We start from the raw sequence: 24,706 nt of genomic DNA, 5'->3' as shown, positions 1-24,706 counted from the left end.
CCGGTTTACCCGACTCGTACACCCCACACCCAGACGCCATGTACCGCGCCAGATCCGGCTGTGCGCCGCACCCGGATCAAATCGGCGCGCGCACCGGGTTCCAGTCGCCCACGGTCACTCAGGCCGACGGCCTCGGCCGGATGGGCGGTAACGGTACGGATGCCGCGCGCTACGTCGCCCCAGAGGTCACCCAGGAACAAAGCCGAGCCCAGAAGCGACGAGGGAACGTAGTCGGATGAGACGATGTCGAGCAGGTTCGCCTCTGCCAGGACATGCGCTGCGACATTGCCGGAATGCGAACCGCCCCGGATCAGGTTGGGCGCGCCCATCATCACTGCGATACCCTGTTGGCGGCAGGCGTCCGCTGCCTCGACCGTGGTCGGGAATTCGGCAAAATGAACGCCATGCGCGGCCGAACAGGCAACCTGATCGGAGGTCGTGTCGTCGTGTGACGCGAGTACAGCGCCGTAACGGCGCGCAGCCGCGACAGCAGCCGCTTCGTGACGTGCGCCAACCTCTTCCTTCAAAGCGATCTGGCTGGCGACGTGGGCCGAGAACTCATCCGCCGACAGCCCGTGTTTGCCGCAGATATAGTCGCGCAGTTTTTCCACATCTCGGAACTGGCGCTCGCCCGGCGTATGGTCCATGAGACTGACGATACCAACCCGGTCATCCGGGCCAAACTTTTCCAGCTCGTCAATCAGCGTTTCGGAACAGACCTCAGCGCGCAGATGGATGAAGTGGCTGATCCTCAGCGCCTCGCGGTCGCGCAGGTCCAAAAGTTCACTGGCGACCTGCCGGGCATATTCCCCATAATGCGACCGGTCGTTGGAAAAGACAGAACCCACGCGAAGCGCGTCAAAGACCGTCGTGATGCCAACCGAGCAAAGCTCGGCATCGTGGGCAAGGATTGCCGTGGCATGCGGCCAGTCAACGCCCGGCCGGGGTTGGATGTGGCGTTCCAGGTTATCGGTATGCAGTTCGATCAGACCGGGCATCACCAGATCGCCTTCGCAATCGATCGCGCCGGGCAGGACCGTTGCGCCTTGGGCGATGTCGGTGATCACCCCGTCCCGCAGGGCAAGCGAACCGGAGATGACCTCCGTCGGAAGGACGATCTTGGCATTGGCAAGGACGGTTTCGGTCACTGCTGGCTCCGTTCGGTCTGGTCAGCGTTTCTGTGGCAGGAGAATGTCACATGGCGGTGACATGTCTGTGCGACTGGAGCTGAATGAGAGTGATGACACGCTATGCGATCTACTATGCGCCCAGGGACGGCGCCTTTGCCGATGCGGCGGCTTCCTGGCTGGGCCGGGACGCTTTGCAAGACCGGGCCGCGGCGCAACCGGCTTTCGTCGGCCTCGACTTGCCTGCGCTGACTGCAGAGCCGCGCCGTTACGGATTTCACGGCACGCTGAAGCCACCGTTCCGGTTGAAGGGGGCGGACGCGGATGCACTCAACACCGCAGTTTCGGATCTCGCCGCGACCCTCGCGCCGGTCACGGCGGGCGGGCTGTCGGTCGCCCGGATCGGCCGGTTTCTTGCGCTGGTTCCGGACGAGCCTGTCGAAGGTATCGCTGCGCTGGCCGCCCGGATCATCGATGCCTTCGAGCCCTTCCGCGCCCCCCTGACTGCGGCCGAGTATGCACGCCGCTGCCCGGACAGCCTGACGACACGGCAACGGGCCCTGCTCGACACCTATGGCTATCCCTACGTGCTGGAAGAATTTCGCTTTCATCTGACACTGACCGGACCCGTCACCGGAGATTTGGCGGAAATCGAATCCACCGCGCGCGCCTGGTTCGGCCCTCATCTGTCCGGGCCTTTCCGGATTGAGGATATCTGCCTTTTCGGTGAGGATGAGGCGGGGCAGTTCCATCTGATGTCCCGTCACGCGTTGACCGGCTGAAGCAATTCGACCAGCCGGGCGATGCCTTCCTCCGGCGTGCCGTCATTCCACACCACGCCCGAGGTGAGATGGCCCGCCAGTGCAAGGTCCGTGCGTTTCAGCCGCGCGGCGATCTCGTCGGCATCCTCGCGCCCGCGCGCGGCAAGGCGGGCCGCGAGAAGGTCGGGCGGCACGGTTACCGTGATGACCCGGACGTCGGGTTGATAGGCGATGATTCCGGGAAGCGCTCTGCGCGAGCCATTGAAAATGACGACCCGTCCATCCTGAAGCGGGACGAGTTCCCGGTGGCGGATTCCGTAGAAAAGCCCATGCGCCTGCCAGTGGAGCGCAAAGGCCCCGTCCGCGCGGAGGGCTGCGAATTGTTCGGGGATGACACTCTCATAGGGCTCGGTTTCCGCCGAGGCCGGGCGCGAGATGGTGCGGCGGGCGACATGGAGGTCGGGGCAGGCGCGGGCGAGACCGGCCAGCAACGTATCCTTGCCTGAGCCCGAGGGACCGACAAGAGCGACAAGCTGACCAAAGCGCGCCATCTCACGCAGCCTGCGCGGGGGTGAAGCGGGTCACATCGACCTCGCGGTCGCAGACCCGCGCCCGCGCGGCTTCGTCATGAAAGATGCCGATGATCGCGGCACCCTGCGCCTTTGCCTTTTGGATAAGCGTCAGCACGACCTCACGGTTATTCACGTCGAGCGAAGCAGTGGGTTCATCCAGCAGCATCGCCGGGTATTGATGGGCAAAGCCACGGGCGATGTTCACGCGCTGCTGCTCGCCGCCCGAAAAGGTCGTGGGTGAGAGCGACCAGAGTGGTTCGGGGATGTTGAGCATCGCTAGCAATTCCTCGGCGCGGGCATAGGCTGTAGCGGTATCAGTTCCGAGGGCCAGCAGGGGCTCAGCCACCACCGCGCGGGTCGGTACGCGGGGCACGACGCGCAGGAACTGGCTGACATAGCCGAGCGCCTCGCGCCTGAGCCGGATGATCTCGCGTGGAGTGGCGCGGGTGATGTCGGTCCCGTTCACCCGGATCGTCCCGCCCGCGGAAAGGTAGTTGCCATAGATCATCCGCATCAGTGTAGACTTGCCCGCCCCCGACTGGCCGGTCAGCGCAACACATTCGCCAGGGCTGACCTGGAGTTCCGCCCCCGCCATTACCGGTATGACTGCACCGCCCTGATTGTGCAGGGTGAAATGCTTCGACAGGTTCTCGATCTCGATCATGGGTCACACCTGCAGGACGGAGGAGACGAGGAGCTGGGTATAGGCGGCCTGCGGATCGTCGAGGACCTGATCGGTCAGCCCCTCTTCGATCACGCGGCCGTCCTTCATCACCATTAGCCGGTCGGCCAGAAGCCGGACGACGGCAAGGTCATGGGTGACGATGATCACCGACAGGCCCATATCGCGGACAAGGCCGCGCAGAAGGTCGAGAAGCCGGGCCTGCACGCTGACATCGAGCCCGCCCGTGGGTTCGTCCATGAAGACCAGCCGGGGGCCGGTCACCAGATTGCGCGCGATCTGGAGGCGCTGCTGCATGCCGCCGGAAAAGGCGCGCGGACGGTCATCGATGCGGTCGGCCGCGATCTCCACCCGTTCCAGCCAATCGGTCGCTGTCTCGCGGATCGCGCCGTAATTCCGGGCACCTACGGCCATCAGCCTTTCGCCGACATTGCCGCCCGCCGAAACCCCCATGCGCAGCCCGTCCCGGGGGTTCTGGTGTACAAACGTCCATTCTGTGCGCGACAGCCGCCGTCGATCCGGTTCCGCCATCGAGACAGTGTCACGGGCGTGACCATCAAGGTCGTAAACCACGCGGCCCGCATCGGGTCGTATGTGCCCGGCAAGGCAGCCAAGCAGCGTTGACTTGCCCGAACCGCTTTCGCCGACGATTCCCAGTACTTCACCGGGCCACAGGTCGAAGCTGACATTGGCGCAGCCGCGCCCGGAGCCGTAAGTCTTGGTCAGTCCGCCGACGCTCAACAATGGCATATCGATTGCGGCAGTCATCGCGCCGATGTGGGGATCATGCGCAGTCATGCGGCGTCTCCTTCCGGGACCAGACGCCCGCGATGACCCCCGGCCCGGCGGGCGGCGCAAAAATCGGTGTCGGAGCAGACAAACATCCGCCCGCCCGCATCGTCGGTGATGAGCTCGTCAAGGTAACTCTCCCCCGCACCGCAAAGGTCGCAGTCGTGATCGGCCTTCATCGGTTCGAACGGGTGGTCCTCGAAATCGAGACTCACCACCTCGGTATAGGGCGGCAGAGCATAGATGCGCTGTTCGCGTCCTGCGCCGAACAACTGGATCGCGGCCATGCCCGACAGTTTCGGATTGTCGAATTTCGGGATCGGGGAAGGGTCCATGACATATCGCTCCTCGACCTTCACCGGATAGGCGTAAGAAGTCGCGATCTCGCCATGCCGCGCGATATCTTCGTAAAGTTTCACATGCATCAGCCCGTATTCCTCCAGCGCATGCATGCGCCGGGTCTCGCTTTCGCGCGGTTCGAGAAAACGTAGCGGTTCGGGGATCGGCACCTGATAGACGAGGATCTGGCCTTCACTGAGCCTTTCCTCGGGTATGCGGTGCCGGGTCTGAATGACGCTCGCCTCCGCCGTCGCGGTCGTGGTTGCGACACGGGCAGTGCGTTCGAAGAACTTGCGGATCGACACAGCATTCGTGGCGTCATCCGCCCCCTGATCGATGACCTTCAGCGTATCGGAGGGCGTAAGGCAGGCGGCCGTTACCTGAACGCCGCCTGTACCCCAGCCGTAAGGCATCGGCATTTCGCGGCTGGCGAAGGGAACCTGATATCCGGGAATGGCAAGCCCCTTCAGGATTGCGCGGCGGATCATCTGTTTGGTCGCCTCATCAAGATAGGCGAAGTTGTAGGCGTGTTCGGTCATTCCGCGGCCTCCAGTCTTTCAGGAGCGACGGCGCGACGCAGTTTGCGGATAAGCTCCAGTTCCGACTGGAAATCGACGTAGTGGGGCAGCTTGATATGTTCGAGGAACCCGGTCGCCTGGATGTTGTCGGAGTGGTAGAGGACAAACTCCGTATCCTGCGCAGGCGCGCCGGTATTTTCCTCGCCCAGTTCCTCCCACCGCAATGCACGCTCGACGAGGCTCATGGAAATCGCCTTGCGCTCGGATTGCCCCATGACAAGGCCGTAGCCGCGCGTGAATTGCGGCGGCTCGGTCTTTGATCCGGTGAACTGGTTCACCGTCTCGCATTCTGTCAGTTCGATCTCGCCGATCTCGACCGCGAAGCCGAGTTCTGGGATCTCCATCTCGACCGCGCAGGTGCCAATGCGCAGCTCGCCGACGAAGGCATGCGTGCGCCCATAGCCGCGCTGGGTGGAATAAGCGAGCGAGAGGAGGAACCCCTCATCGCCGCGCGTCAGGGCCTGAAGGCGCAGAGGACGGTCGGCGGGCAGTTCCAGCGGCTCGCGCGTCAGGTCGCGCGGCGTGGCACCGTCGTGGGCCAGCGGCTCCATCAGCCCGTCACGGTCCAGTAAGGCGAGGATATGTGGCGCGGGCTCCGGATCGGCGGGCTTGCGGGCGGCTGTTGGGGCCTCGCCGTCGGCCATCAATTTGAAGTCGAGCAGGCGGTGCGTGTAGTCGAAGGTGGGGCCAAGAACCTGCCCACCCGGCACGTCCTTGAACGTGGCCGAGATGCGCCGGGTGATCGCCATGTCACAGGTTTCCACCGGGTGGGACGACCCGAAGCGCGGCAGCGTGGTACGGTAGGCCCGAACGAGAAAAATCGCCTCGATCAGATCGCCCCGCGCCTGCTTGATCGCCAATGCAGCAAGGTCGGGATCGTAGAGCGAGCCTTCCGCCATGACCCGGTTGACCGCGAGCCGCATCTGTTCGCGGATTTGCGCGATGGTGAGTTCGGGAACGGCGGGATCGCCCCGTCGTTCCTCGGCCAGCCAGTCATGTGCGGCGTCAATGGCGCGCTCGCCGCCTTTTGTCGCGACATACATCCTATAGCGCCGTCACATAGGTCGACCGCGGCAGGGCCGATACGCTGGTATCGCTGGTGAAAATACAGTCGAAGCCCAGCGGGAAGCGCGCGCGATTTTCACGGAATGCAGCGATTTCGGGCAATCGCGCCTCATGCAAGGTCTCAATGCCGGGGCCGGTCAGCCGGGCATTGGGCTCCGACAGCGCATCCATCTCGACGATCAGCGTGGCGGAACGGTCGGGGTAGTCCGAAGTGCCGATGTCGAACCGCGAGACCGGGTGCAGTGCCTCCCAGGTTCCCAGCGCGAAGGTTGCCCGCTCGGCGGGCACGATGGGCGCGCCGCAATGGAAGGCGATCCAGTCACGAATGGCGGCCGTATCGTGCGACGGCGCGAGGTAGATCGGCGTCGATGCATTGGCCAGCGTCAGGAGGAGCGTGCCCGATGCTACTGACAATGGGGCGGGTGGGATGGCCCCGCTGATAGTCTGGACCCGGCCGGGTCGCGCCATTGCCTCAAGACAGGCACGGAACGCAAAGGCGGCCTCTTCAGCAGGCTGCGCGAATGCGCCCATCAGGAAATCCTCCGGCATCGTCAATCCTCCCCTCTGACCATGGTGAAAAACTCGACCTTGGTTGCGGCGGCTTTCTCGGCCCGGACACGGCGGTGGCCCGCTTCATCCCGCCGAAGGGGTGAAAGAATATCGGCCTCGATCCGCTCGGCCGAAGGCCCCTGCATCAGCGCGTCGATGGCCGCCGCGCGCGCCGCATGATCGCGGTCCCGGCCCTGCACATAGGCATGACCCACCGCGCCGGATTTGAGCCGGAGCGCGCAGCGCGTGACCGACATCTCTCCGAGGTTGAAGGCCCCGCCGGTGGCACCAACCCGCCCCTGCACCATCACCGCGCCGGTTTCGGGCGCGCGCAGCCAGTCATGGGGCGGCAGGTCGGGCATCAGGGCAGCCAGCCGGGCCGGTTCGGCGCGGGCCAGAAGGCCCATGCGCGCCTGTCTGTCATTCGTCTTGGTCATCTGTGTCGACATCTTGCGAACTTGTCTAGTTTTCTATACAACTAGACAAATAATTGCCGATCCCGGTCGCGAAGACAAATGAAGTTTCTATGACAAAGTCCGCACCCGTCTGGCGCATGATCGCCGAAACACTCCGCTCCGAGATCGGTGCAGGGCTTTATCCGGAGGGTGCAAAACTCCCGACCGAGGCAGGGCTTTCCGCCCGTTTCGGGGTCAACCGCCATACGGTGCGCCATGCGCTGTCGGACCTCGCCGGGGCGGGGCTGACTGTGTCGCGCCGCGGCGCCGGGGTCTTTGTCGCTGCCGCGCCGCCTGCGGACTATGCGCTTGGCCGTAGGGTGCGGTTCCAGCAGAACGTGAGTGCAAGCGGTCGAACCCCCTCGCGCGAGGTGATCCGGATCGAAACGCGTCCTGCCACCAAGACGGAGGCGGGTGTTCTGGGAACCGACCAGGTGCATGTCTTCGAAGGCATCTCGCTTGGCGATGCGCTGCCGCTCAGCCTCTTCCGTTCGGTCTTTCCGGCCAAACGGTTTCCGGCCTTGCCCGAGGCGCTTGGCCGGTTGAAATCGGTCACCGCCGCCTTGGCCGAAATGGGGGTCGCAGACTATACCCGCGCATCCACGCGGATTGCCGCGAAGATCGCGCGCGGACCAAGGGCGGGACTTCTGAAGGTAGCCGAAGGCGCGCCGATCCTCAGGACCGAAGCGGTCAATGTGGATAGCGACGGGCAACCGGTAGAATACGGGATTAGCTGGTTCGCAGGGGACCGGGTGGCCCTGACGGTGGCACCGGACGAAAACTAGCACTCATATGCGTCCAGAAATGCCTCGGCGGGCAGACGGCGGAAGTCGTCAAGCGCCGAACGCAGCCTGGCATGGTCCCAATCCCACCAGGCAAGCGCCAGAAGGCGCTCGGCGATGCCGTCGGGGCACCGTTGGCGCAGAGGCCGGGCGGGTATTCCGGCGACGATCATGAACGGAGCGACATCCTTCGTCACAACCGCCCCGGCAGCGACCACGGCCCCGATGCCGACCGTCACCTCGGGCTTGACGATCGCGCCATGGCCGATCCAGCAATCGGCGCCAAGCACCGTCCGCCGTGATGCCCGGTGGGCGAAGAACTCCGCATCATCCTCGACATCGTCGAAATAGGACGCCGAGCGATAGAGGAAATGATGCTGTGCGGCGTTCCGCCAGGGATGGTCGGACGGGCCAATTCGGGTCATCGCCGCGATATTGGCAAAGCGGCCGACCTCGGCATTTGCGATATCGGCAAAGCGGTCGCAATAGGCGTAGTCGCCAAAGTTGGTGTTCTGGATGCGCGACCCCTGCCCGACCTCGGTATAGGCGCCAAAGGTCGCATTCACGACGGTGCAGTCGGGATGGATCAGGGGCGCATCCGCCCGTAGCCTCGCCATGCCTTCAGCCCTTGATGATCCGTCGCCGGACCCAACCGGAGAGGCTGTCGAGCAGCATAACCGTGAGGACGATCAACACCATGTAATAGCAGACCTCTTCCCAGTCCTTCTGCGTGATGATCGCCTGCGTCAGCAAGAGACCGATGCCGCCACCCACCAGCGCACCGATTACCGTGGCCGAGCGGGTGTTGGATTCGAGGTAGTAGAGCAGCTGCGACAGGATCACCGGCGCGATCTGGGGAATGACGCCAAAGCGCATCCGCTGCGGCGCATTCGCGCCTGTCGATTGCACGCCTTCCACCTGCTTGCCGTCGATATTCTCCAGGGCTTCCGAGAAGGTCTTTCCGAACGTCCCGGTATCGGTCATCAGGATCGCCAGAGCACCCGTCATCGGCCCGGGCCCGAAGGCGCGCGACAGGATCACCGTCCAGATCAGCCCGTCGATGCCCCGGAAAAGGTCGAAGACCCGGCGCAGGCCCAGCCTCAGCCAGCGCGCAGGGGTAAAGTTCGATGCGGCGAAAAAGGCAAGCGGCAGCGCGATCAGGCCCGCACCCATCGTGCCGAGGAATGCCATCAGCACGGTCTCGCCCATCGCCCAGAAGACATCCGAATGCCGCCACATCTTGTTGGTCCAGATGTCGTGGGCCATGGCGGACAGGTTGGAACGGTCCGGCACGACCCGCTCGCCACTGGCTACCAGGGCGATCAAATCGCCCACCGACTTGCCGTGAAACGGGCTGTCGAGGGTGAAGAAAAAAAGCTCCCACCCCGCCTGATAGCGGAAGGTTTCGGTCTTGGCGGGCGTCATGGCAAAACGCCAGTCACCACGGTTGAGGCTGATGCGGTTCTTCGACAGGCTCATCCAGTTGGGCTGATCCGTGTCATCTGGCAGAGTCACGGCAATCTTGCGGCCGTCAAGCGCGACGGACATTTCACCGAAATCGGGGATCGCAAGTTCGGCCCCGCCATCGGCCATGTAGCGCACTTCGGCCCCGCCTGGCAGGTCGATGCGGGTCACGTCGCCTAGGGTCAGCCAATCCGGCCCGGCGCCCGCCGGATACTCGCCCTTGCGCTCACCTTCGATGGCCGTCGTGACCACGCCGGACCGGTTGTCGCGCGTAACGTGAGTCTTGTAAGACCAGAAATCGCCCAGAAGGATCGCCGCGTTCTCCGGTTTGGCGCGAGAGGCGACACCGGGGATGTCGAAGGCGAAGAAGATATAGGCAAGATAAAGCAATATCAGCCCGGGCACCGCCAGCGACAGCCGCTTGCGTACCCGGAAACGCTGCACAACCCCGGTGCGCACGGCGTCGATATTGGTCGCGGCAAGGCTCATGCCTCCAGCCCCCCTTTGACAAGCCGCGCGCGGGCGCGGTCCGAGAAGTGGTCGACGACGATGATTGTCAGAAGCAGAAGCGCGAAGATCGCGACGACCTGATCGTATTTGCCCTGACCCCATTGCAAAGCGGTCTTCAGGTCATACCCGATCCCGCCCGAACCGACGAAACCAAGAATGGCGGAGGCTCGGATGTTGATCTCGAAGCGCAGGAGCGCATAGCTCGACCAGTTCGGTGCAACCTGCGGCAGAATACCAAGCCACATACGCTGAATCCAACCTGCACCGGTGGAAGCCAACCCCTCAACCGGCTTCAGATCAGCGTTTTCGGCTGCTTCGGAGAAAAGTTTACCCAGAGCGCCGGTTGTGTGGAAGGCAATGGCGATCATCGCCGGGACAGGCCCGCCGCCAAGAAGGAAGATCAGGACCAGCGCGATGACGATCTCTGGCACCGCGCGCATGATATCCATCATCCGCCGGAACACCGGCGTCATGCGCGGCCAAAGCGCGAGACCCCGCGTGGACAGAAACGCCAGAACCATCGCCAGAAGAGCGCCAAACATAGTCGAGACCGCAGCGATGTTCAGGGTTTCGATCAGCGAAGGGATGAACTGAACGAACAGACCGGGCAGGTTCTGCCAGTTCGCGAAGGCTTCAGTGAAGATTTCGGCCGGGAAATCGAGAACGCGGTGCAATCCGTCAAAAAAACCGCCCGCATTGCGGGCATCGGCGACGCGAAATCCGCTGACCATAAGGACGACAAACAGGACGAGCAGAACGCCCCCGTAAAGGCGCTTTCGGCGAACCATGGCGAGATAGTCCGCGGGATCGGGATGGGGGGCAAGGCTCATGGGAATTCCGGATTTGGAACGGCCGGGACCCGAAAGTCCCGGCCGAAGGGTCGCTTACGACCCGGATTCGATCTTCTGGCGGCGCACTTCGATGATGGTGTCGTAGTAGTCATGCGTGATCGGAACGAAGCCCGCGGTGTCGCCTGCGGCCACGCCATAGGCGCAATCGGCATCCTTCGCTTTCAGACCCGCTACCAGCGCGGTCATCTTTTCCTTTACATCCGTCGGCAGTGCCTTGCGCAGGACCACGGGGCCTTCCGGGATCGGCCTCGAGCGCCAGATCTCGACCATGTCGTTCATGTCGACCAAACCGGCATCGACCGCTTTGCGCAGCGCACCCGAATTGTAGCCGTCTTCCCAGTTGCCCTGACCATCGGCCCAGGTCACGCCCGCGTCGATATCGCCGTTGTTGACCGCGACGATGGTCTGTTCGTGCCCGCCGGTGAACTTCACTTCGCCGAAATAGTCGCCGGAATTCATGGAATGACCCGTAGCCATCGGGATTTCAACGGACGGAATCAGGTAACCAGAGGTCGAGTTCGGATCGCCGAAGCCGAAGGACTTGCCCTTCACGTCTTCCAGTTTGGCGATGCCGCTGTCCTTGCGTGCGAAGCCGATGGAATAGTAGGTGTAGGAGCCGTCGAGATTGGCCTTGACCAGAACCGGCTCAACCGCTTCGGGGTCGGTCAGATAGGTCTTGGCATAACCCGACGCGCCGAGCCAGGCCATGTCGATCGTGCCGCCGAGAAGGCCCTGGATCACGCCGTCGTAGTCGGCCGGGGCAAACAGCTTGACCGGCACGCCAAGCTCTTCCTCGGTGTACTTGCGAAGGCATTCGTTCGAATTCAGGCGGTCCTGCGCGTTTTCGCCGCCAAGGATGCCGATGTTGAAGCCGGTGATGTCCTGAGCGTTAACAGCGCCGGAAAGCGCGGTTGTGGCGGCCAGGATGGCAAGCAGATTTTTCATGGCAGTCTTCCTTATGATGGGCCTGCCCGAATGGCATAGGCCCGGTTCTACTCAGTCGCCGAGCATGGCGACGGCGTAATCCGTGTCGGGTTGAAGCGTTTCGATGGCTGTCGATGTCGCGGCCTCGGAAAACGTGCCATCCGCGCCGTAGATGTCGCGTGCGACGCCGGTGGTCAGTTTTTCAGGCGTGCCGTCAAAGACGACCCGCCCATCGCGCATCCCGATCACCCGGTCGCAATAGCGCCGCGCGGTGTCGAGCGTATGGAGGTTCGCGATCACCATCCGACCATCCTCGGTCTGGATGCGTTTCAGAGTATCCATGACGACCTGAGCGTTCATCGGGTCGAGCGAGGCGATGGGCTCATCGGCAAGAATGATCGCCGGGTCCTGCATCAGCGCGCGCGCGATAGCAACGCGCTGCTGCTGGCCGCCGGACAGGGCTTCAGCCCGTTTCGCCGCCTGTTCGGCAACGCCAAGCCGGTCGAGTATGTCGAGCGCCTGTCGGATATCGGCCTCGGACCAGAGGTTGAAGAGCGTGGTCAACGTCGAGCGGCGCCCCAGCAACCCATGCAGCACGTTTGATGCGACATCCATGCGCGGTACCAGATTGAACTGCTGGAAGACCATCGCGCAGCGGCTTTGCCAGGCACGTTTCTCTACGCCTTTGAGCGCCAGAATATCGGTGCCATCGACAAGAATCTGACCTTTGGTCGCATCCGACAAACGGTTGAGCATCCGCAGCAGCGTGGATTTGCCAGCGCCCGAGCGTCCGATAATGCCAACAAAGCCTGAACCGCCCAGCGACAGGCTCACATTGTCGACCGCGGCCTTGGTGCCGTAGATCTTGCTGACATTGACGATGTCGATTTTCATGCAGCCCCCAGTTCCATTGGGGGCCGTTTAGACCCGCTTTGTGACGGTCAGCCTTAGGAACTGTGAAGTTTGTGTATCGGCCCCGTAACCCCCGGATGACAGTCGCGGGCGCGGGCGCTGCGGGGTAACGATTGTCACATATTGTTCGTAACGGTGTCATTCGGCTGCGACAAACGACGCTCACGGGAAGGACGATTTCAACCCACCCCGGGAGACCCAGAGATGATCCTGACCCGCCTGTGCCTGACATCGGCCCTTGCGCTGTCCGCGCATGCCGCCGCAGCCGAGATGAACTTCAACCGCATCGCCAGTTTCGCCACCGTCCTCAACATGGCCGATGGCGAGGACCTGGTCCGCGAGAGCTCGGCTGAGATCATCGCGGCGTCGGGCGACGGCATGACGCTCGTCTATACTGACAGCCCCCTGGGTGTGATCGGGCGGATCGACATTTCCGATCCCCGTGCGCCGAAGCCCTTGGGCAATGTCGATATGGGTGGTGAGCCGACGGCGGTATCGGTCGTTGGTTCGAACGCGCTCGTCGCGGTAAACACATCGGAAAGCTACACAGCACCCTCCGGTAAGCTTGCGGCGGTTGATCTTGCATCAGGCATGATCAAGGGCGAATGCGACTTCGGCGGCCAACCGGATTCCACCGCCGCCGCGCCGGACGGCTCGTTCCTTGCCATTGCCATCGAGAATGAGCGTGACGAGGATGCAGGTGACGGACGCGTTGGTCAGGCCCCAGAAGGCTGGCTGGTGAAGATGCCACTCGTGGACGGTATGCCGGATTGCGGCGCGATGCAAAAGATCGCGATGACCGGCCTTGCGGAAATTGCGCCGGAAGACCCGGAACCGGAATTCGTCGATGTGAACGCTGCGGGCGAAATCGCCGTGACGCTTCAGGAGAACAACCACATCGTGGTTGTCGGCGCCGACGGCACCGTGTCCACGCATTTCTCCGCCGGAGCCGTCGACCTGACCGGAATCGACGCCACCGACGAACGCGGCGCGCTGATCTTCACCGAAACCCAGCAGGGCCGGTTGCGTGAACCCGACGGGCTCGGCTGGATCGACGCCGATCACTTCATCACTGCCAATGAAGGCGACATGGACGGCGGCTCGCGCGGTTTCACGGTCTTCGCCAAGGACGGCACGGTCGTCTACGAAAGCGGGACGTCGCTGGAATACGAAATCGTCCAGATCGGCCACTATCCCGACAAGCGCTCTGACGCCAAGGGCGCAGAACCGGAAGGGATGGAGGTCGCCCGTTTCGGCGACATGACCTATGCCTTCATCCTTTCCGAACGTGGCTCGGTCGCAGCGGTCTATGATGTCTCCAATCCGGCATCGCCGAAACTGAAGCAACTTCTGCCCTCGGGCATCGCACCGGAAGGCGTGGTGGCGATCCCGGCCCGCAACCTGCTTGTTACGGCGAACGAGGCCGACCTGATCGAGGACGGCGGCGCCCGCGCCCACGTCATGATCTACGAATATCAGGACGCACCTGCCGCCTATCCGCAGCTGACATCGGCCGGGTCGGATGGCCTGATCGGCTGGGGCGCGCTGTCCGGCCTGACGGAAGCAGATGGCAAGCTCTACGCTGTCAACGACGGCTTCTATGGTTACCAGCCGACGATCTTCGAGGTCGACCCGACCCAGACCCCGGCCCGCATCACCCGCGCAATCCCGGTCACCCGTGCCGGTCAGCCTGCGCAGAAACTCGATCTGGAAGGCATCGCTGCCGATGGTGACGGCGGCTTCTGGCTGGCTTCAGAAGGTCGCACCGACCGGCTTGTCCCCCATGCAATCTACCATGTGAACGGCGAGGGCGAGATCGAGGAAGAGATCGCTCCGCCTGCGGAACTGCTTGCCCAGGAACAGCGTTTTGGCTTCGAAGGCATCGCCAAGATCGGCAACCGCCTGTGGATGGCAGTACAGCGCGAGTGGGGCGACGACCCCAAAGGCATGGTCAAGCTCGTTTCCTACGATATCGAGAGCAAGGAATGGGGTGCCGTCCACTACCCGCTCGACACCGTGGAAACCGGCTGGATCGGCCTCTCGGAAATCGCGATCAAGGGCGACTCTGTTTACGTCATCGAACGCGATAATCAGATCGGCGCGGCGACAGCGATCAAAAAGATCGCACGGATCCCGCTGTCAGACCTCGAACCGGCCCCACTCGGAGCTGAACTCCCCGTTGTGAACAAGGAAGTCGTCCATGATTTCATCCCCGTTCTTACTGCACAGGGCGGCTACGTCACCGACAAGATCGAAGGCCTGACCTTTGATGCTGCGGGCGATGCCTGGGTTGTCACCGACAATGACGGCGTTGATGACAGTTCGGGCGAGACCTTCTTCTGGAAGATCGAAGGGCTCTGACATCCCGGTCGAAAAACCTTGATGCCGCACGTTGGAACGCATTCTTCTGAATGCGTTCCAATAATTTTAGCCAGAGACCGTATAGAAACGAGCGAATTCAAGCTCGCGTGGCGTTAGTTGGGCAGCCGTCCATTGAGGTTTTCCTTGCCCGGTCCAGTAAGCACTGACATTGGACAAGACGAAGGGCAGGGATAGGCCACGCCCGATCATATCGAATGCATCTGATCGGATTTGCAAGTTTGCGCGTTCAAAGATGCCCGGACCTTTTCGGCTATTTCTTGGGCAACGGTGTAGTTGCATGGGAGCGGGCTCGAATTTGAGCTTCAATCTGAACGACCATCCGAAGCGATTTTTGAAGCGCGACATGCGTGATGATGGCCGGGATGCGACGCGGCGAATCACCCTATGGCCCGGGTTTCATTGTCAGAATCCCGGTATTGGCGGTGAAGCAGCCCAAATTTCCCGCCAAAATGGACATTTTGGTAAAAATAATTTACCGATCTTTTGCTTTGTTTCGAGCGACTTGCGGCAGGCAGACGGGCGCTACACGGCCGCCGCAAAAACAAACAATTGAAATGAGGAGACGCGAATCTAAGCTGAAGCCACCTGCCAATACGAGACGCGCGGCGGGGGCAATACGGCCCCGGGGAAACCGTACAAGACCATTCAAGGTGGGGCATCAAGGGAGGAAAGAATGACAGACCAAAGGTTAAACCGCCGGTCCTTTCTGAGGAAGACGGCACTTGCAGGGGGCGCTTCGGCCGGAGTTCTTGCGGCCCCGGCTGTATTGGCGCAAGCGCCGCTTGTCCTGAAAATGCAGACCTCATGGGGGGCGTCGAACATATGGCAGGAATTTGCTCAGGACTATGCCGACCGGGTGGAGGCAATGTCGGGCGGGCGGCTCAAAGTTGACGTTCTGCCGGCCGGCGCGGTGGTGGCGGCATTCCAGGTTATGGACGCCGTACATGATGGCGTGCTCGACGCAGCGCATACTGTTTGTGCCTACTGGTATGGAAAGAGCAAGGCAGCGTCGCTCTTCGGCACGGGACCCGTCTTCGGCGCATCCTCGCCGGCGATGTTGGGCTGGTTCTACGAGGGTGGCGGCGCCGAGCTGTACCGCGAATTGACGCAGGATCAGCTTGGCCTCAACGTCGTGGGCTTCCTCGGCTTCCCGATGTTCGCCCAGCCGTTCGGCTGGTTCAAGGGCGAGGTCAACACCGTCGCCGATCTGCAGGGCTTCAAATACCGCACCGTCGGTCTTGCTGCCGACCTGCTGCAATCCATGGGCATGTCCGTGGCGCAGCTTCCGGGCGGAGAAATCGTGCCCGCCATGGAGCGCGGTGTTATCGACGCGTTTGAATTCAACAATCCCTCGTCAGATAAGGATTTCGGCGCGCAGGACGTGGCGAAGAATTACTACCTGTCGTCCTACCACCAAGCGTCTGAGCAGTTCGAATTCCTCTTCAACAAGGACTTCTACGACGACCTTGAGCCGGATCTTCAGGCGATCCTGAAATATGGTGTCGAAGCTTCGGCGACCGCCAACACGAACAAGGCCATGCGCCGATACTCGGCCGACCTGAAATGGCTTCAGGAAGAGGCCGGCGTCACCGTCCGTCGTACGCCAAGCGAGATCCTGGACGGTCAGATCAAGGCCTGGTCGGCGATCTTGCCGGAACTGGAAACCGATCCGATGTTCAAGAGGATCACCGACAGCCAAAGAGCCTGGGCAGAGCAGGTGGCATTCTACGAGTTGATGAATGCGCCGGACTACGCCCTGGCGTACGAGCATTTCTTCCCCGGCAAGCTCTCGCTCTGAGTTTCGAGGTCAATGGACACGAAACCCGGCGGCCGGAGCCGCCGGGTTTATCAACCAGGACAGGACGGGCCGCCAACAGATGCTTGCCTATATACGTATTGCCGACAGCCTGTCGGCCTGGTTCGGCAAGGCCTTTGCCTGGCTGATTGTAATGATGGCGGTAGGGACCGGCTATGAAGTCTTCGTCCGCTATGTGTTGAACGATCCCACATCGTGGGCGCTCGATGTGTCGTTCATCATGTATGGCACGCTCTTCATGATGGGTGGGGCCTATACATTGTCGCGCGGCGGCCATGTGCGCGGCGATTTCCTTTACCGGCTGTGGCAGCCGAGGACACAGGCCAAGGTCGATCTTGTCCTTTACCTCATCTTCTTTTTCCCCGGCGTGCTGGCCTTGATCTTCACCGGCTGGAAATACGCCTCGCGCAGCTGGGGATACGGCGAGGTGTCGATCAACAGCCCCGCTGGCGTGCCGATCTTCCAGTTCAAGACGGTGATGGTCGCGGCGGGCATTCTTCTGTTCATCCAGGGCATCGCGCAGGTCTTCCGCTGCGTTCACTGCATCCGGACCAATGAATGGATCCAGGCCGAAGAAGACGTGCTGGAAACCGAGGATATCCTTCTCAAAAAGGCGCATGAAGCCGAAACCGGGGGCCATGTATGACCGATCCGCAGGTGGCCCTGATGATGCTGGGCCTGTTTATCATGATCGTCTTCCTGGGCTTCCCGATCGCCTTCACGCTGATGGCGATGGGGATCGGCTTTGGCTATTACGCCTATTTCGACGCAGGCAGAATGTGGCGCAGCTTCAACCGTCTGGATGAGACAGCAAGCTGGTGGGACAGCACCTCTCTCTGGATCGAGGGGCTCTTCAACAACCGCATCTTCGATCTGTTCATCAACCAGACCTATACGGTGATGTCGAATGAGGTGCTGACGGCGGTGCCGCTGTTCCTGTTCATGGGCTATATCGTCGAACGCGCCAACATCGTCGACCGGCTCTTCTCGACGCTGAACATCGCGTCCAAGAACGTGCCCGGGTCGATGGGGGTCGCGGCGCTAATCACCTGCGCCCTGTTCGCCACCGCGACCGGGATCGTTGGCGCGGTCGTCACGTTGATGGGGCTTCTGGCGCTGCCCGCGATGCTGAAGGCGCGGTACGATACGGCCTTTGCGTCCGGCATCATCTGTGCGGGCGGCACGCTCGGCATCCTCATTCCGCCCTCGATCATGCTGATCGTCTATGCCGCCGCATCGGGTGTCTCGATCGTCCGGCTTTATGCCGGGGCCCTGCTGCCCGGCTTCACGCTGGTCGGGCTTTACCTGATCTATGTCGTCGGCCGGTCGATCCTTCAGCCCTCGATCGCCCCGCGCCCGACGGCAGAGGAGGTGCCTGACGTGCCCTTCGGACGGCTCGTCGTCATGATCATGACGTCGTTCTTCCCGCTTGCCTTCCTGATCCTCGCGGTTCTGGGTTCCATCCTCTTCGGCCTTGCCACTCCGACGGAAGCCGCCTCGATAGGTGCGCTTGGGGGCATCCTTCTGGCATTCGCCTACAGGGCGATGACTTGGCAACGGATGCGGGAAAGCGTCTATCTGACGGTCCGGACAACGGCGATGGTCTGCTGGCTTTTCGTCGGTTCCTACACCTTCTCGTCAGTCTTTTCCTATCTGGGTGGCGAGCAGGTGATCTCGGAATTCGTCACCGGGCTGAACATGTCGCCGCTGATGTTCCTCCTGTTGGCGCAGTTCATCATCTTCCTTCTGGGATGGCCGCTGGAATGGTCCGAGATCATCATCATCTTCGTGCCGATCTTCCTGCCGCTTCTGCCGCATTTCGGGATCGATCCCCTGTTCTTCGGTATTCTCGTGGCCTTGAACCTGCAAACCTCGTTCCTGACGCCACCGATGGCGATGTCGGCCTATTACCTGAAGGGCATCGCGCCGCCGGAAGTGCGGCTGACGCAGATCTTCTCGGGCGTGATGCCCTTCCTCTTCTGCGTCTTCATCGCGATGGCACTGATGTACATCTTCCCCGATATCGTCTTTGTCCTGCCGGAGCTGTTCTATGGCAACTGACGGGCGCATCCGGCCAAGCGATCTGTCGGCGGTGGCGCTGCGCGACCGGCTGGCGGCCGGATCGCTGAAGGCAGTAGACCTTGCGCGCGACTGTCTGGCGCGGACCAAGGCGCTGGAGCCAGAGATCGGCGCCTTCGTCTGGCTCGATCCTGACTTCGTGATGCATCAGGCCGAGGCGCTGGACCGGCACCGTGCGACGGGACGCCCCATCGGACGGCTGCATGGGCTGCCGGTTGCGCTGAAAGACATCATCGACACCGCCCGCATCCCGACGGAAAACGGCACCGGGATCGACAAGGGCAGGGTGCCCGAAAAGGACGCTTTCGTGGTTGAGCGGCTGAAGGCCGAGGGCGCGGTGATCATGGGTAAGACCGTGACGACAGAGCTGGCCTATATGAACCCGCCCGCCACGCGCAATCCGCACCGGACCAACCATACGCCGGGCGGCTCATCTTCCGGCTCGGCGGCGGCGGTAGCGGCGGGTATGGTGCCCTTGGCGATCGGCACCCAGACCGGCGGATCTGTGATCCGGCCTGCCGCCTTCTGCGGCGTGACCGGGTTCAAGCCCACCTTCGGGGCGATCCCGCGCACGGGTGTCCTGAGACAGTCACAGACGCTCGATACGGTCGGTGTCTTTGGCCGCGAGCCCCGCGATGCGGCTTTGCTGGCCGAGGTTCTCTTCGGCCATGATGAGGCCGACCCCGCGACCGCCCCGGCGCCGCACCCGCAGCTCTTCGTCACCGCATCAGAGGCGCCTCCGCTGCCGCCCGTCTTTGCGCTGGTCAAACCGCCGGGCTGGGACACGGCGGACGCCGAAACCCGCGAAGCGTTCGAAGAACTCGCGACTGCCTTGGGCGAGGCGCAGTGTTTCGAACTGCCGCTGCCCGCGCCCTTTGCAGACGCCGGCGACCTGCGCCGACGTATCAACTTCGCCGAGATGGCGCGGAACTATCACCGCTTTGCCAAGGCAGGTCCCGATCACCTGTCTCCGGTCCTGCGGGAGGCGTTGCAGGAGGGCAGCTCAACTCTGGCCAAAGACTATCTTGCGGCTCTGGACTGGCGCGAGGTGCTATATGCCGGGCTGGCCGAGATTTTCTCGCATGCCGATGCTATTCTGACCCCGGCTGCACCGGGACCCGCGCCTGCGGACCTGACGACCACGGGCGATCCGATCTTCAACGGACTCTGGACCTTTACCGGCACGCCTGCGGTGACGGTGCCGGTATTCACCGCGGGAAACGGGATGCCAATGGGCGCACAACTTGTCGGACCGCGCGGAAGCGACGGACGGTTGCTGAGGACGGCCGCCTGGCTGATGGACAGGCTCGATCCGGTGGCGGATTAGGAAGGGAATACGAAATGGATAAGGCAATGGCACTTTTGGCCTTTCTCGTCGTCGCGGCCTTCCTCGGCATCCTTGCGTGGTATGTGGCAGAGATCGACCTCGCGCTGGTCATTAGCCTGACGGTAGTGCTGCTTGGCTATGATTTTCTGACATCTGCACGGGACGGACGGAATGGCGACTGATCGCCTGCCCGGATCTGGTTGACCTGCCACGGAACTTTCATTGAGCCGCGACCACAGTCCTGTTTTCTTATGGCCCGATCCCCAGAAATTGTACCGTTCGTCGTTGAAGTCTTCGTCTATGGTTTTTGTTGACCAGCGCCGCGAGTCGCTGTGCAGCGGCTGCTTTGGTGCTGTTTCAGCAGCCGCAAAGCAAAACAGCCCCTCGGAGGGGCCGCTTAACTAGCTGTTATTGCTGGTATTTTTGGTTGCGGGGGTAGGATTTGAACCTACGACCTTCAGGTTATGAGCCTGACGAGCTACCGGGCTGCTCCACCCCGCGCCAATTCGGGGTCTATGTAGTTCCCACCGGCGGCGGGCGCAATGGCAAAATGATGAATTCTTTTGAAATTTCCTCCCACCTCGGTGAAGCGTTCAGCGTTGTCGCAACACGCCAAGACCCCGTCGGCGGACGATCCTTCGGCCGCGTACGACTTCACGAAATACGATGAGCAGTCCGGCGCCGACGATCAGGAAGAGCCCGGCCCAGGTCGAGAATGCGGGCAGCGTGCCAAAGAACACCCATCCCCAAAGCACTGCCCACAGCATGTAAGTGTATTCAAAGGGTGTAACGACGCTCGCCTCGGCCAAACGATAGGCTTGCGACAGGGCAAAAAAGCCAAGTGCGGAAGTCACGCCAATTGCCAGCAATAACAACCAATCGCCGGGGTCGGGCCATTTCCATTCGCGAAACAGGAATGCAAAGCTTGGATGCGGCGATTGTATATCGACAAAAGAAAACGCCAAACCCAGTCCGCCACCCGCCGCGAGGTAGATCAACAATGTGACTACGGTCATGGTTCCGCCGTTTGTCCGGTGCCCGAGCTTCCGCGTGGCAATGATTGAAGCCGCGTAAGTAACCGCTGCAAGAAGCGCAAGGACCGCTGCGGGTTCAAACACTCCGCGCCCGGGCTGAACGATTATAGCAACCCCTATGAGGCCTGTGACGACCGCCAGCCAGCGGAACAATCCGATCCGTTCACCCAGAAACGCTACTGCCAGAAGTGTTACAAAAATCGGTGTCGTGAACGTAATGGCGGCGGTCTCTGCGAGCCCAATTGTTGCCAACGCCATGTAGTAAACCATGTAGGACGCAAATGCTGAGAGGCCCCGCAACAGTTGCAACCGCCAGGAACCGATCTTGAGTGGCCATAACTGACCTTCGAACCGCGAGATCACCAGCACGATCGGAAGCGCGAAGGCGCTGCGCAGAAACACCACCTGATGCACGGCGTATTCGCCGCTCAGCATCTTGATGATGACATCCTGAACCGGAAAAATCGTCGTGGCGCCAAGAAGATAGAGAATGCCCGCCAAGGGTCGTTCGACCGAGACCTCAGGCTCGCCGGATTTCACTTCCGCTGTGGATGACACGCACGTTTCCTCGCTGCCTTTCTCCCAATGCAGGCGATATTGGCTTTGGCGTCTGTGCGGTCCACGACACCCGCGGGTCGCAAGCAGGAATTCTGCAGTGCAAATGAAAAAACCGCCCATCGGGCGGCTGAAGGCATTCTGGAAATCGCATCGTAGAGAGATATGTTTGTGCTTCTTACTAGGTTTGGCGGTGACCTACTCTCCCACGTCTTAAGACGCAGTACCATTGGCGCAACGGCACTTAACGGCCGAGTTCGGGATGGGATCGGGTGTTTTGCTCGTGCTATGACCACCAAACCGAGAAAGAAGCACAACAATCAACGCGTTGTCCAAGATCGCTTTGACCAGTGAAGTCTGACTTCTGCTGGATCAAATCAAGCCTATCGAGCAATTAGTACCGGTCAACTGAACGCCTCACAGCGCTTACATCTCCGGCCTATCGACGTGGTGGTCTTCCACGGCTCTCAAGGGATACCTGGTTTTGAGGGGGGCTTCCCGCTTAGATGCCTTCAGCGGTTATCCTGTCCGTTCATAGCTACCCAGCACTGCCGTTGGCACGACAACTGGTCCACCAGTGGAACGTTCACCCCGGTCCTCTCGTACTAGGGGCAACTCCTCTCAAGTATCCTACACCCACGGCAGATAGGGACCGAACTGTCTCACGACGTTCTAAACCCAGCTCACGTACCTCTTTAAATGGCGAACAGCCATACCCTTGGGACCTGCTCCAGCCCCAGGATGAGATGAGCCGACATCGAGGTGCCAAACGATGCCGTCGATATGGACTCTTGGGCATCATCAGCCTGTTATCCCCAGCGTACCTTTTATCCGTTGAGCGATGGCCCTCCCACTTGGGACCACCGGATCACTATGGCCGTCTTTCGACTCTGCTCGACTTGTCAGTCTCGCAGTCAGGCTGGCTTCTGCCATTGCACTCAACGAGCGATTTCCGACCGCTCTGAGCCAACCTTCGCGCGCCTCCGTTACTCTTTAGGAGGCGACCGCCCCAGTCAAACTACCCACCACGCAGGGTCCCGGACCCGGATAACGGGCCGCGGTTAGACATCAAGAGTGCGAAGGGTGGTATCTCAAGGGAGGCTCCACGGAAACTGGCGTTCCCGCTTCAAAGCCTACCACCTATCCTGCACATCACAATCCTGATGCCAGTGCGAAGCTATAGTAAAGGTGCATGGGGTCTTTCCGTCTAACCGCGGGAAGTGTGCATCTTGACACACAGTTCAATTTCGCTGAGTCCACATTTGAGACAGCGGGGAGATCGTTACGCCATTCGTGCAGGTCGGAACTTACCCGACAAGGAATTTCGCTACCTTAGGACCGTTATAGTTACGGCCGCCGTTTACTGGGGCTTCAATTCGGAGCTTGCACCCCTCCTTTTAACCTTCCAGCACCGGGCAGGCGTCAGACTGTATACGTCGCCTTACGGCTTCGCACAGCCCTGTGTTTTAAGTAAACAGTCGCCACCCCCTGGTTTGTGCCCCCCGCCCATAGTTGCCTACAGACGGGGCTCCCTTCTCGCGAACTTACGGGAGCATTTTGCCGAGTTCCTTAAATGTGGTTCTCTCAAGCGCCTTGGTATTCTCTACCAGTCCACCTGTGTCGGTTTAGGGTACGATCTAATGGAGGGCTATTTCCAGGAACCTCTAAGCAGCCTCTTCAATCCGATAAGAAGAAACTACCCTCGAGATCCGTCACATCCTCCTGGCCCAGGAATATTAACCTGGTTCCCATCGACTACGCCTTTCGGCCTCGCCTTAGGGGTCGGCTTACCCTGCTCAGATTAGCTTTAAGCAGGAACCCTTGGACTTTCGGCGACAGGGTCTCTCACCCTGTTTGTCGCTACTCATGTCAACATTCTCGCTTCTGATCACTCCACCGGATGCCTTACAGCCCGGCTTCACAGTAAGCACCTTTCCGATCGGAACCTTCCCGAGAGAAGGCTAAAATCGGACGGTGCTATATCACAGAACGCTCCGCTACCACGCATATTGCTATGCATCCTAAGCTTCGGCTCGTGGCTTGAGCCCCGTTACATCTTCGCCGCAAGACAACTTATTTAGACCAGTGAGCTGTTACGCTATCTTTAAAGGATGGCTGCTTCTAAGCCAACCTCCTGGTTGTTTTGGTCGTCTCACATGCTTTCCCACTTAGCCACGAATTGGGGGCCTTAGCTGTAGGTCAGGGTTGTTTCCCTCTTCACGACGGACGTTAGCACCCGCCGTGTGTCTCCCGGATAGTACTCATCGGTATTCGGAGTTTACTTAGACTCAGTAAGGCTGTGGGCCCCCATCATCCATGTAGTGCTCTACCCCCGATGGTATTCGTCCGAGGCGCTACCTAAATAGCTTTCGCGGAGAACCAGCTATCTCCAGATTTGATTGGCCTTTCACCCCTAGCCACACGTCATCCGGACCCTTTTCAACGGGTGTCGGTTCGGACCTCCAGTAAGTGTTACCTTACCTTCATCCTGCACATGGCTAGATCATCTGGTTTCGGGTCTGATCCCACGAACTAATTCGCCCATTTAAGACTCGCTTTCGCTGCGCCTACACCTATCGGCTTAAGCTTGCTCGTAAGACCAAGTCGTTGACCCATTATACAAAAGGTACGCCGTCAGGGCTCAAGGCCCCTCCGACTGCTTGTAGGCGTCCGGTTTCAGAAACTGTTTCACTCCCCTCGTCGGGGTGCTTTTCACCTTTCCCTCACGGTACTGGTTCGCTATCGGTCAGTAAGGAGTACTTAGCCTTCGGGGGTGGTCCCCCGATCTTCAGACAGGATTTCACGTGTCCCGCCCTACTTAATACGTCCAATTGAACTTCCCATACGGGGCTGTCACCCACTATGGCGGATCTTTCCAGATCCTTCTGGTCATTCTCATGGCTCGGCTGGTCCGCGTTCGCTCGCCACTACTAGCGGAGTCTCTATTGATTTCCTTTCCTCCGGGTACTTAGATGTTTCAGTTCCCCGGGTTCGCTCTTAAAACCCTATGTATTCAGGTTAAAAGTACCTGTTTCAGCCCGTTATTGATTGCCGAAGCAACAATAACAAACTGTCAGGTGGGTTTCCCCATTCGGAGATCCATGGATCAAAGCTTATTCTCAGCTCCCCATGGCTTATCGCAGAGTATCACGT

The 24,706-nt window shown here is 61.0% G+C and carries 23 protein-coding genes, 1 tRNA gene and 2 rRNA genes (1 of these 26 cut by a window edge); 9 read left to right on the top strand and 17 right to left on the bottom strand.

The genetic code is table 11. The annotated features are described in order from the left end of the window. Positions 1 to 5: 5 nt before the first annotated feature. Complete coding sequence (locus QKW60_RS15840; protein ID WP_282370109.1) at positions 6 to 1,148, bottom strand: alpha-D-ribose 1-methylphosphonate 5-triphosphate diphosphatase; 1,143 nt, start codon at positions 1,146 to 1,148, stop codon at positions 6 to 8. A gap of 92 nt (positions 1,149 to 1,240) precedes the next feature. Here QKW60_RS15840 and QKW60_RS15835 point away from each other — a divergent pair, with 92 nt between their 5' ends. Continuing rightward, positions 1,241 to 1,909: a DUF1045 domain-containing protein gene (locus QKW60_RS15835; RefSeq protein WP_336619170.1), complete on the top strand. Its 669-nt coding sequence runs from the start codon at positions 1,241 to 1,243 to the stop codon at positions 1,907 to 1,909. Here the strand turns inward: QKW60_RS15835 and phnN are convergent. The 7 genes from phnN to phnG are packed head-to-tail and all read right to left on the bottom strand — an operon-like array spanning position 1,891 to position 6,899. Next, positions 1,891 to 2,439, bottom strand: coding sequence for a phosphonate metabolism protein/1,5-bisphosphokinase (PRPP-forming) PhnN (gene phnN / locus QKW60_RS15830; protein WP_282370105.1), 549 nt, complete (start codon positions 2,437 to 2,439; stop codon positions 1,891 to 1,893). The genes QKW60_RS15835 and phnN overlap by 19 nt on opposite strands. Before the next feature lies 1 nt (position 2,440). Then, on the bottom strand, positions 2,441 to 3,124 hold the full coding sequence (gene phnL, locus QKW60_RS15825; RefSeq protein ID WP_282370103.1) for a phosphonate C-P lyase system protein PhnL: 684 nt from the start codon (positions 3,122 to 3,124) through the stop codon (positions 2,441 to 2,443). Positions 3,125 to 3,127: 3 nt separating this feature from the next. Then, on the bottom strand, positions 3,128 to 3,892 hold the full coding sequence (gene phnK, locus QKW60_RS15820) for a phosphonate C-P lyase system protein PhnK (protein WP_282370200.1): 765 nt from the start codon (positions 3,890 to 3,892) through the stop codon (positions 3,128 to 3,130). A 44-nt stretch (positions 3,893 to 3,936) separates the two neighbouring features. Beyond that, a complete protein-coding gene (locus QKW60_RS15815) occupies positions 3,937 to 4,809 on the bottom strand; it encodes an alpha-D-ribose 1-methylphosphonate 5-phosphate C-P-lyase PhnJ (protein ID WP_282370102.1) in 873 nt (290 codons plus the stop codon). Continuing rightward, positions 4,806 to 5,891, bottom strand: a complete 1,086-nt coding sequence (locus QKW60_RS15810; RefSeq protein ID WP_282370101.1) for a carbon-phosphorus lyase complex subunit — start codon at positions 5,889 to 5,891, stop codon at positions 4,806 to 4,808. Before QKW60_RS15810 ends, QKW60_RS15815 begins: the two co-directional genes overlap by 4 nt. Before the next feature lies 1 nt (position 5,892). Further along, on the bottom strand, positions 5,893 to 6,462 hold the full coding sequence (gene phnH / locus QKW60_RS15805; protein ID WP_282370100.1) for a phosphonate C-P lyase system protein PhnH: 570 nt from the start codon (positions 6,460 to 6,462) through the stop codon (positions 5,893 to 5,895). Positions 6,463 to 6,464: 2 nt separating this feature from the next. Beyond that, the gene (phnG, locus tag QKW60_RS15800; RefSeq protein WP_282370099.1) at positions 6,465 to 6,899 is read right to left on the bottom strand and encodes a phosphonate C-P lyase system protein PhnG; all 435 of its coding nucleotides are present in this window, start codon (positions 6,897 to 6,899) and stop codon (positions 6,465 to 6,467) included. A gap of 89 nt (positions 6,900 to 6,988) precedes the next feature. Between phnG and phnF the strand changes: the two genes are divergently transcribed. After that, on the top strand, positions 6,989 to 7,702 hold the full coding sequence (gene phnF / locus QKW60_RS15795) for a phosphonate metabolism transcriptional regulator PhnF (RefSeq protein ID WP_282370098.1): 714 nt from the start codon (positions 6,989 to 6,991) through the stop codon (positions 7,700 to 7,702). Here phnF and QKW60_RS15790 read toward each other — a convergent pair. From QKW60_RS15790 to phnC, 5 genes are read right to left on the bottom strand one after another with little or no spacing between them, the layout of a single operon-like run. Continuing rightward, positions 7,699 to 8,316 carry an LbetaH domain-containing protein gene (locus tag QKW60_RS15790; RefSeq protein WP_282370097.1) on the bottom strand — a complete coding sequence of 206 codons (618 nt, stop codon included), beginning with the start codon at positions 8,314 to 8,316 and terminating at the stop codon, positions 7,699 to 7,701. The genes phnF and QKW60_RS15790 overlap by 4 nt on opposite strands. Before the next feature lie 4 nt (positions 8,317 to 8,320). Next, positions 8,321 to 9,652 carry a phosphonate ABC transporter, permease protein PhnE gene (gene phnE, locus QKW60_RS15785; protein ID WP_282370095.1) on the bottom strand — a complete coding sequence of 444 codons (1,332 nt, stop codon included), beginning with the start codon at positions 9,650 to 9,652 and terminating at the stop codon, positions 8,321 to 8,323. Then, entirely contained in the window at positions 9,649 to 10,503 is an 855-nt protein-coding gene (phnE, locus tag QKW60_RS15780; RefSeq protein WP_282370094.1) for a phosphonate ABC transporter, permease protein PhnE, read from the bottom strand. The genes phnE (QKW60_RS15785) and phnE (QKW60_RS15780) overlap by 4 nt, the downstream gene beginning before the upstream one ends. 54 nt (positions 10,504 to 10,557) lie before the next feature. Beyond that, the gene (phnD, locus tag QKW60_RS15775) at positions 10,558 to 11,469 is read right to left on the bottom strand and encodes a phosphonate ABC transporter substrate-binding protein (RefSeq protein WP_282370093.1); all 912 of its coding nucleotides are present in this window, start codon (positions 11,467 to 11,469) and stop codon (positions 10,558 to 10,560) included. Between the two features lie 51 nt (positions 11,470 to 11,520). After that, entirely contained in the window at positions 11,521 to 12,342 is an 822-nt protein-coding gene (phnC, locus tag QKW60_RS15770; protein ID WP_282370092.1) for a phosphonate ABC transporter ATP-binding protein, read from the bottom strand. A gap of 222 nt (positions 12,343 to 12,564) precedes the next feature. Here phnC and QKW60_RS15765 point away from each other — a divergent pair, with 222 nt between their 5' ends. From QKW60_RS15765 to QKW60_RS15735, 7 genes are all read left to right on the top strand, one after another. Next, positions 12,565 to 14,721: an esterase-like activity of phytase family protein gene (locus QKW60_RS15765; protein ID WP_282370091.1), complete on the top strand. Its 2,157-nt coding sequence runs from the start codon at positions 12,565 to 12,567 to the stop codon at positions 14,719 to 14,721. A 316-nt stretch (positions 14,722 to 15,037) separates the two neighbouring features. Next, positions 15,038 to 15,295: a hypothetical protein gene (locus QKW60_RS15760; protein ID WP_282370090.1), complete on the top strand. Its 258-nt coding sequence runs from the start codon at positions 15,038 to 15,040 to the stop codon at positions 15,293 to 15,295. A 120-nt stretch (positions 15,296 to 15,415) separates the two neighbouring features. Beyond that, positions 15,416 to 16,540 carry a TRAP transporter substrate-binding protein gene (locus tag QKW60_RS15755; protein ID WP_282370089.1) on the top strand — a complete coding sequence of 375 codons (1,125 nt, stop codon included), beginning with the start codon at positions 15,416 to 15,418 and terminating at the stop codon, positions 16,538 to 16,540. 79 nt (positions 16,541 to 16,619) lie between these two features. Beyond that, the gene (locus QKW60_RS15750; RefSeq protein WP_282370087.1) at positions 16,620 to 17,204 is read left to right on the top strand and encodes a TRAP transporter small permease subunit; all 585 of its coding nucleotides are present in this window, start codon (positions 16,620 to 16,622) and stop codon (positions 17,202 to 17,204) included. Next, positions 17,201 to 18,619: a TRAP transporter large permease gene (locus QKW60_RS15745; protein WP_282370086.1), complete on the top strand. Its 1,419-nt coding sequence runs from the start codon at positions 17,201 to 17,203 to the stop codon at positions 18,617 to 18,619. The genes QKW60_RS15750 and QKW60_RS15745 overlap by 4 nt, the downstream gene beginning before the upstream one ends. After that, positions 18,609 to 19,964 (top strand): amidase, encoded by a 1,356-nt coding sequence (locus QKW60_RS15740; RefSeq protein ID WP_282370085.1) that lies wholly within the window; start codon positions 18,609 to 18,611, stop codon positions 19,962 to 19,964. The genes QKW60_RS15745 and QKW60_RS15740 overlap by 11 nt, the downstream gene beginning before the upstream one ends. A gap of 14 nt (positions 19,965 to 19,978) precedes the next feature. Further along, on the top strand, positions 19,979 to 20,146 hold the full coding sequence (locus QKW60_RS15735) for a hypothetical protein (RefSeq protein WP_282370083.1): 168 nt from the start codon (positions 19,979 to 19,981) through the stop codon (positions 20,144 to 20,146). Between the two features lie 242 nt (positions 20,147 to 20,388). Here QKW60_RS15735 and QKW60_RS15730 read toward each other — a convergent pair. From QKW60_RS15730 to QKW60_RS15715, 4 genes are all read right to left on the bottom strand, one after another. Then, positions 20,389 to 20,465, bottom strand: a tRNA-Met gene (locus QKW60_RS15730). Positions 20,466 to 20,557: 92 nt separating this feature from the next. Next, entirely contained in the window at positions 20,558 to 21,676 is a 1,119-nt protein-coding gene (locus tag QKW60_RS15725) for a DMT family transporter (protein WP_282370082.1), read from the bottom strand. Between the two features lie 62 nt (positions 21,677 to 21,738). Then, positions 21,739 to 21,853, bottom strand: a 5S ribosomal RNA gene (gene rrf / locus QKW60_RS15720). Positions 21,854 to 21,926: 73 nt separating this feature from the next. Continuing rightward, positions 21,927 to 24,706 (bottom strand): 23S ribosomal RNA (locus tag QKW60_RS15715) (it continues 56 nt past the right edge of the window).

It is taken from the genome of Albidovulum aestuarii (assembly GCF_029961185.1).
Taxonomy (GTDB): domain Bacteria; phylum Pseudomonadota; class Alphaproteobacteria; order Rhodobacterales; family Rhodobacteraceae; genus Albidovulum; species Albidovulum aestuarii.
The sequence above is the reverse complement of the archived record's forward strand: the minus strand, read 5'-3'. Positions and strand labels throughout refer to the sequence as shown.

What these genes read in the sequence shown, in the direction of transcription:
- QKW60_RS15835 (WP_336619170.1), top strand. Translation starts at nt 1,241, where the DNA reads ATGACACGCTATGCGATCTACTATGCGCCCAGGGACGGCGCCTTTGCC.
- phnN (WP_282370105.1), bottom strand. Translation starts at nt 2,439, where the DNA reads ATGGCGCGCTTTGGTCAGCTTGTCGCTCTTGTCGGTCCCTCGGGCTCA.
- phnL (WP_282370103.1), bottom strand. Translation starts at nt 3,124, where the DNA reads ATGATCGAGATCGAGAACCTGTCGAAGCATTTCACCCTGCACAATCAG.
- phnK (WP_282370200.1), bottom strand. Translation starts at nt 3,892, where the DNA reads ATGCCATTGTTGAGCGTCGGCGGACTGACCAAGACTTACGGCTCCGGG.
- QKW60_RS15815 (WP_282370102.1), bottom strand. Translation starts at nt 4,809, where the DNA reads ATGACCGAACACGCCTACAACTTCGCCTATCTTGATGAGGCGACCAAA.
- QKW60_RS15810 (WP_282370101.1), bottom strand. Translation starts at nt 5,891, where the DNA reads ATGTATGTCGCGACAAAAGGCGGCGAGCGCGCCATTGACGCCGCACAT.
- phnH (WP_282370100.1), bottom strand. Translation starts at nt 6,462, where the DNA reads ATGCCGGAGGATTTCCTGATGGGCGCATTCGCGCAGCCTGCTGAAGAG.
- phnG (WP_282370099.1), bottom strand. Translation starts at nt 6,899, where the DNA reads ATGACCAAGACGAATGACAGACAGGCGCGCATGGGCCTTCTGGCCCGC.
- phnF (WP_282370098.1), top strand. Translation starts at nt 6,989, where the DNA reads ATGACAAAGTCCGCACCCGTCTGGCGCATGATCGCCGAAACACTCCGC.
- QKW60_RS15790 (WP_282370097.1), bottom strand. Translation starts at nt 8,316, where the DNA reads ATGGCGAGGCTACGGGCGGATGCGCCCCTGATCCATCCCGACTGCACC.
- phnE (WP_282370095.1), bottom strand. Translation starts at nt 9,652, where the DNA reads ATGAGCCTTGCCGCGACCAATATCGACGCCGTGCGCACCGGGGTTGTG.
- phnE (WP_282370094.1), bottom strand. Translation starts at nt 10,503, where the DNA reads ATGAGCCTTGCCCCCCATCCCGATCCCGCGGACTATCTCGCCATGGTT.
- phnD (WP_282370093.1), bottom strand. Translation starts at nt 11,469, where the DNA reads ATGAAAAATCTGCTTGCCATCCTGGCCGCCACAACCGCGCTTTCCGGC.
- phnC (WP_282370092.1), bottom strand. Translation starts at nt 12,342, where the DNA reads ATGAAAATCGACATCGTCAATGTCAGCAAGATCTACGGCACCAAGGCC.
- QKW60_RS15765 (WP_282370091.1), top strand. Translation starts at nt 12,565, where the DNA reads ATGATCCTGACCCGCCTGTGCCTGACATCGGCCCTTGCGCTGTCCGCG.
- QKW60_RS15755 (WP_282370089.1), top strand. Translation starts at nt 15,416, where the DNA reads ATGACAGACCAAAGGTTAAACCGCCGGTCCTTTCTGAGGAAGACGGCA.
- QKW60_RS15750 (WP_282370087.1), top strand. Translation starts at nt 16,620, where the DNA reads ATGCTTGCCTATATACGTATTGCCGACAGCCTGTCGGCCTGGTTCGGC.
- QKW60_RS15745 (WP_282370086.1), top strand. Translation starts at nt 17,201, where the DNA reads ATGACCGATCCGCAGGTGGCCCTGATGATGCTGGGCCTGTTTATCATG.
- QKW60_RS15740 (WP_282370085.1), top strand. Translation starts at nt 18,609, where the DNA reads ATGGCAACTGACGGGCGCATCCGGCCAAGCGATCTGTCGGCGGTGGCG.
- QKW60_RS15735 (WP_282370083.1), top strand. Translation starts at nt 19,979, where the DNA reads ATGGATAAGGCAATGGCACTTTTGGCCTTTCTCGTCGTCGCGGCCTTC.
- QKW60_RS15725 (WP_282370082.1), bottom strand. Translation starts at nt 21,676, where the DNA reads ATGGGCGGTTTTTTCATTTGCACTGCAGAATTCCTGCTTGCGACCCGC.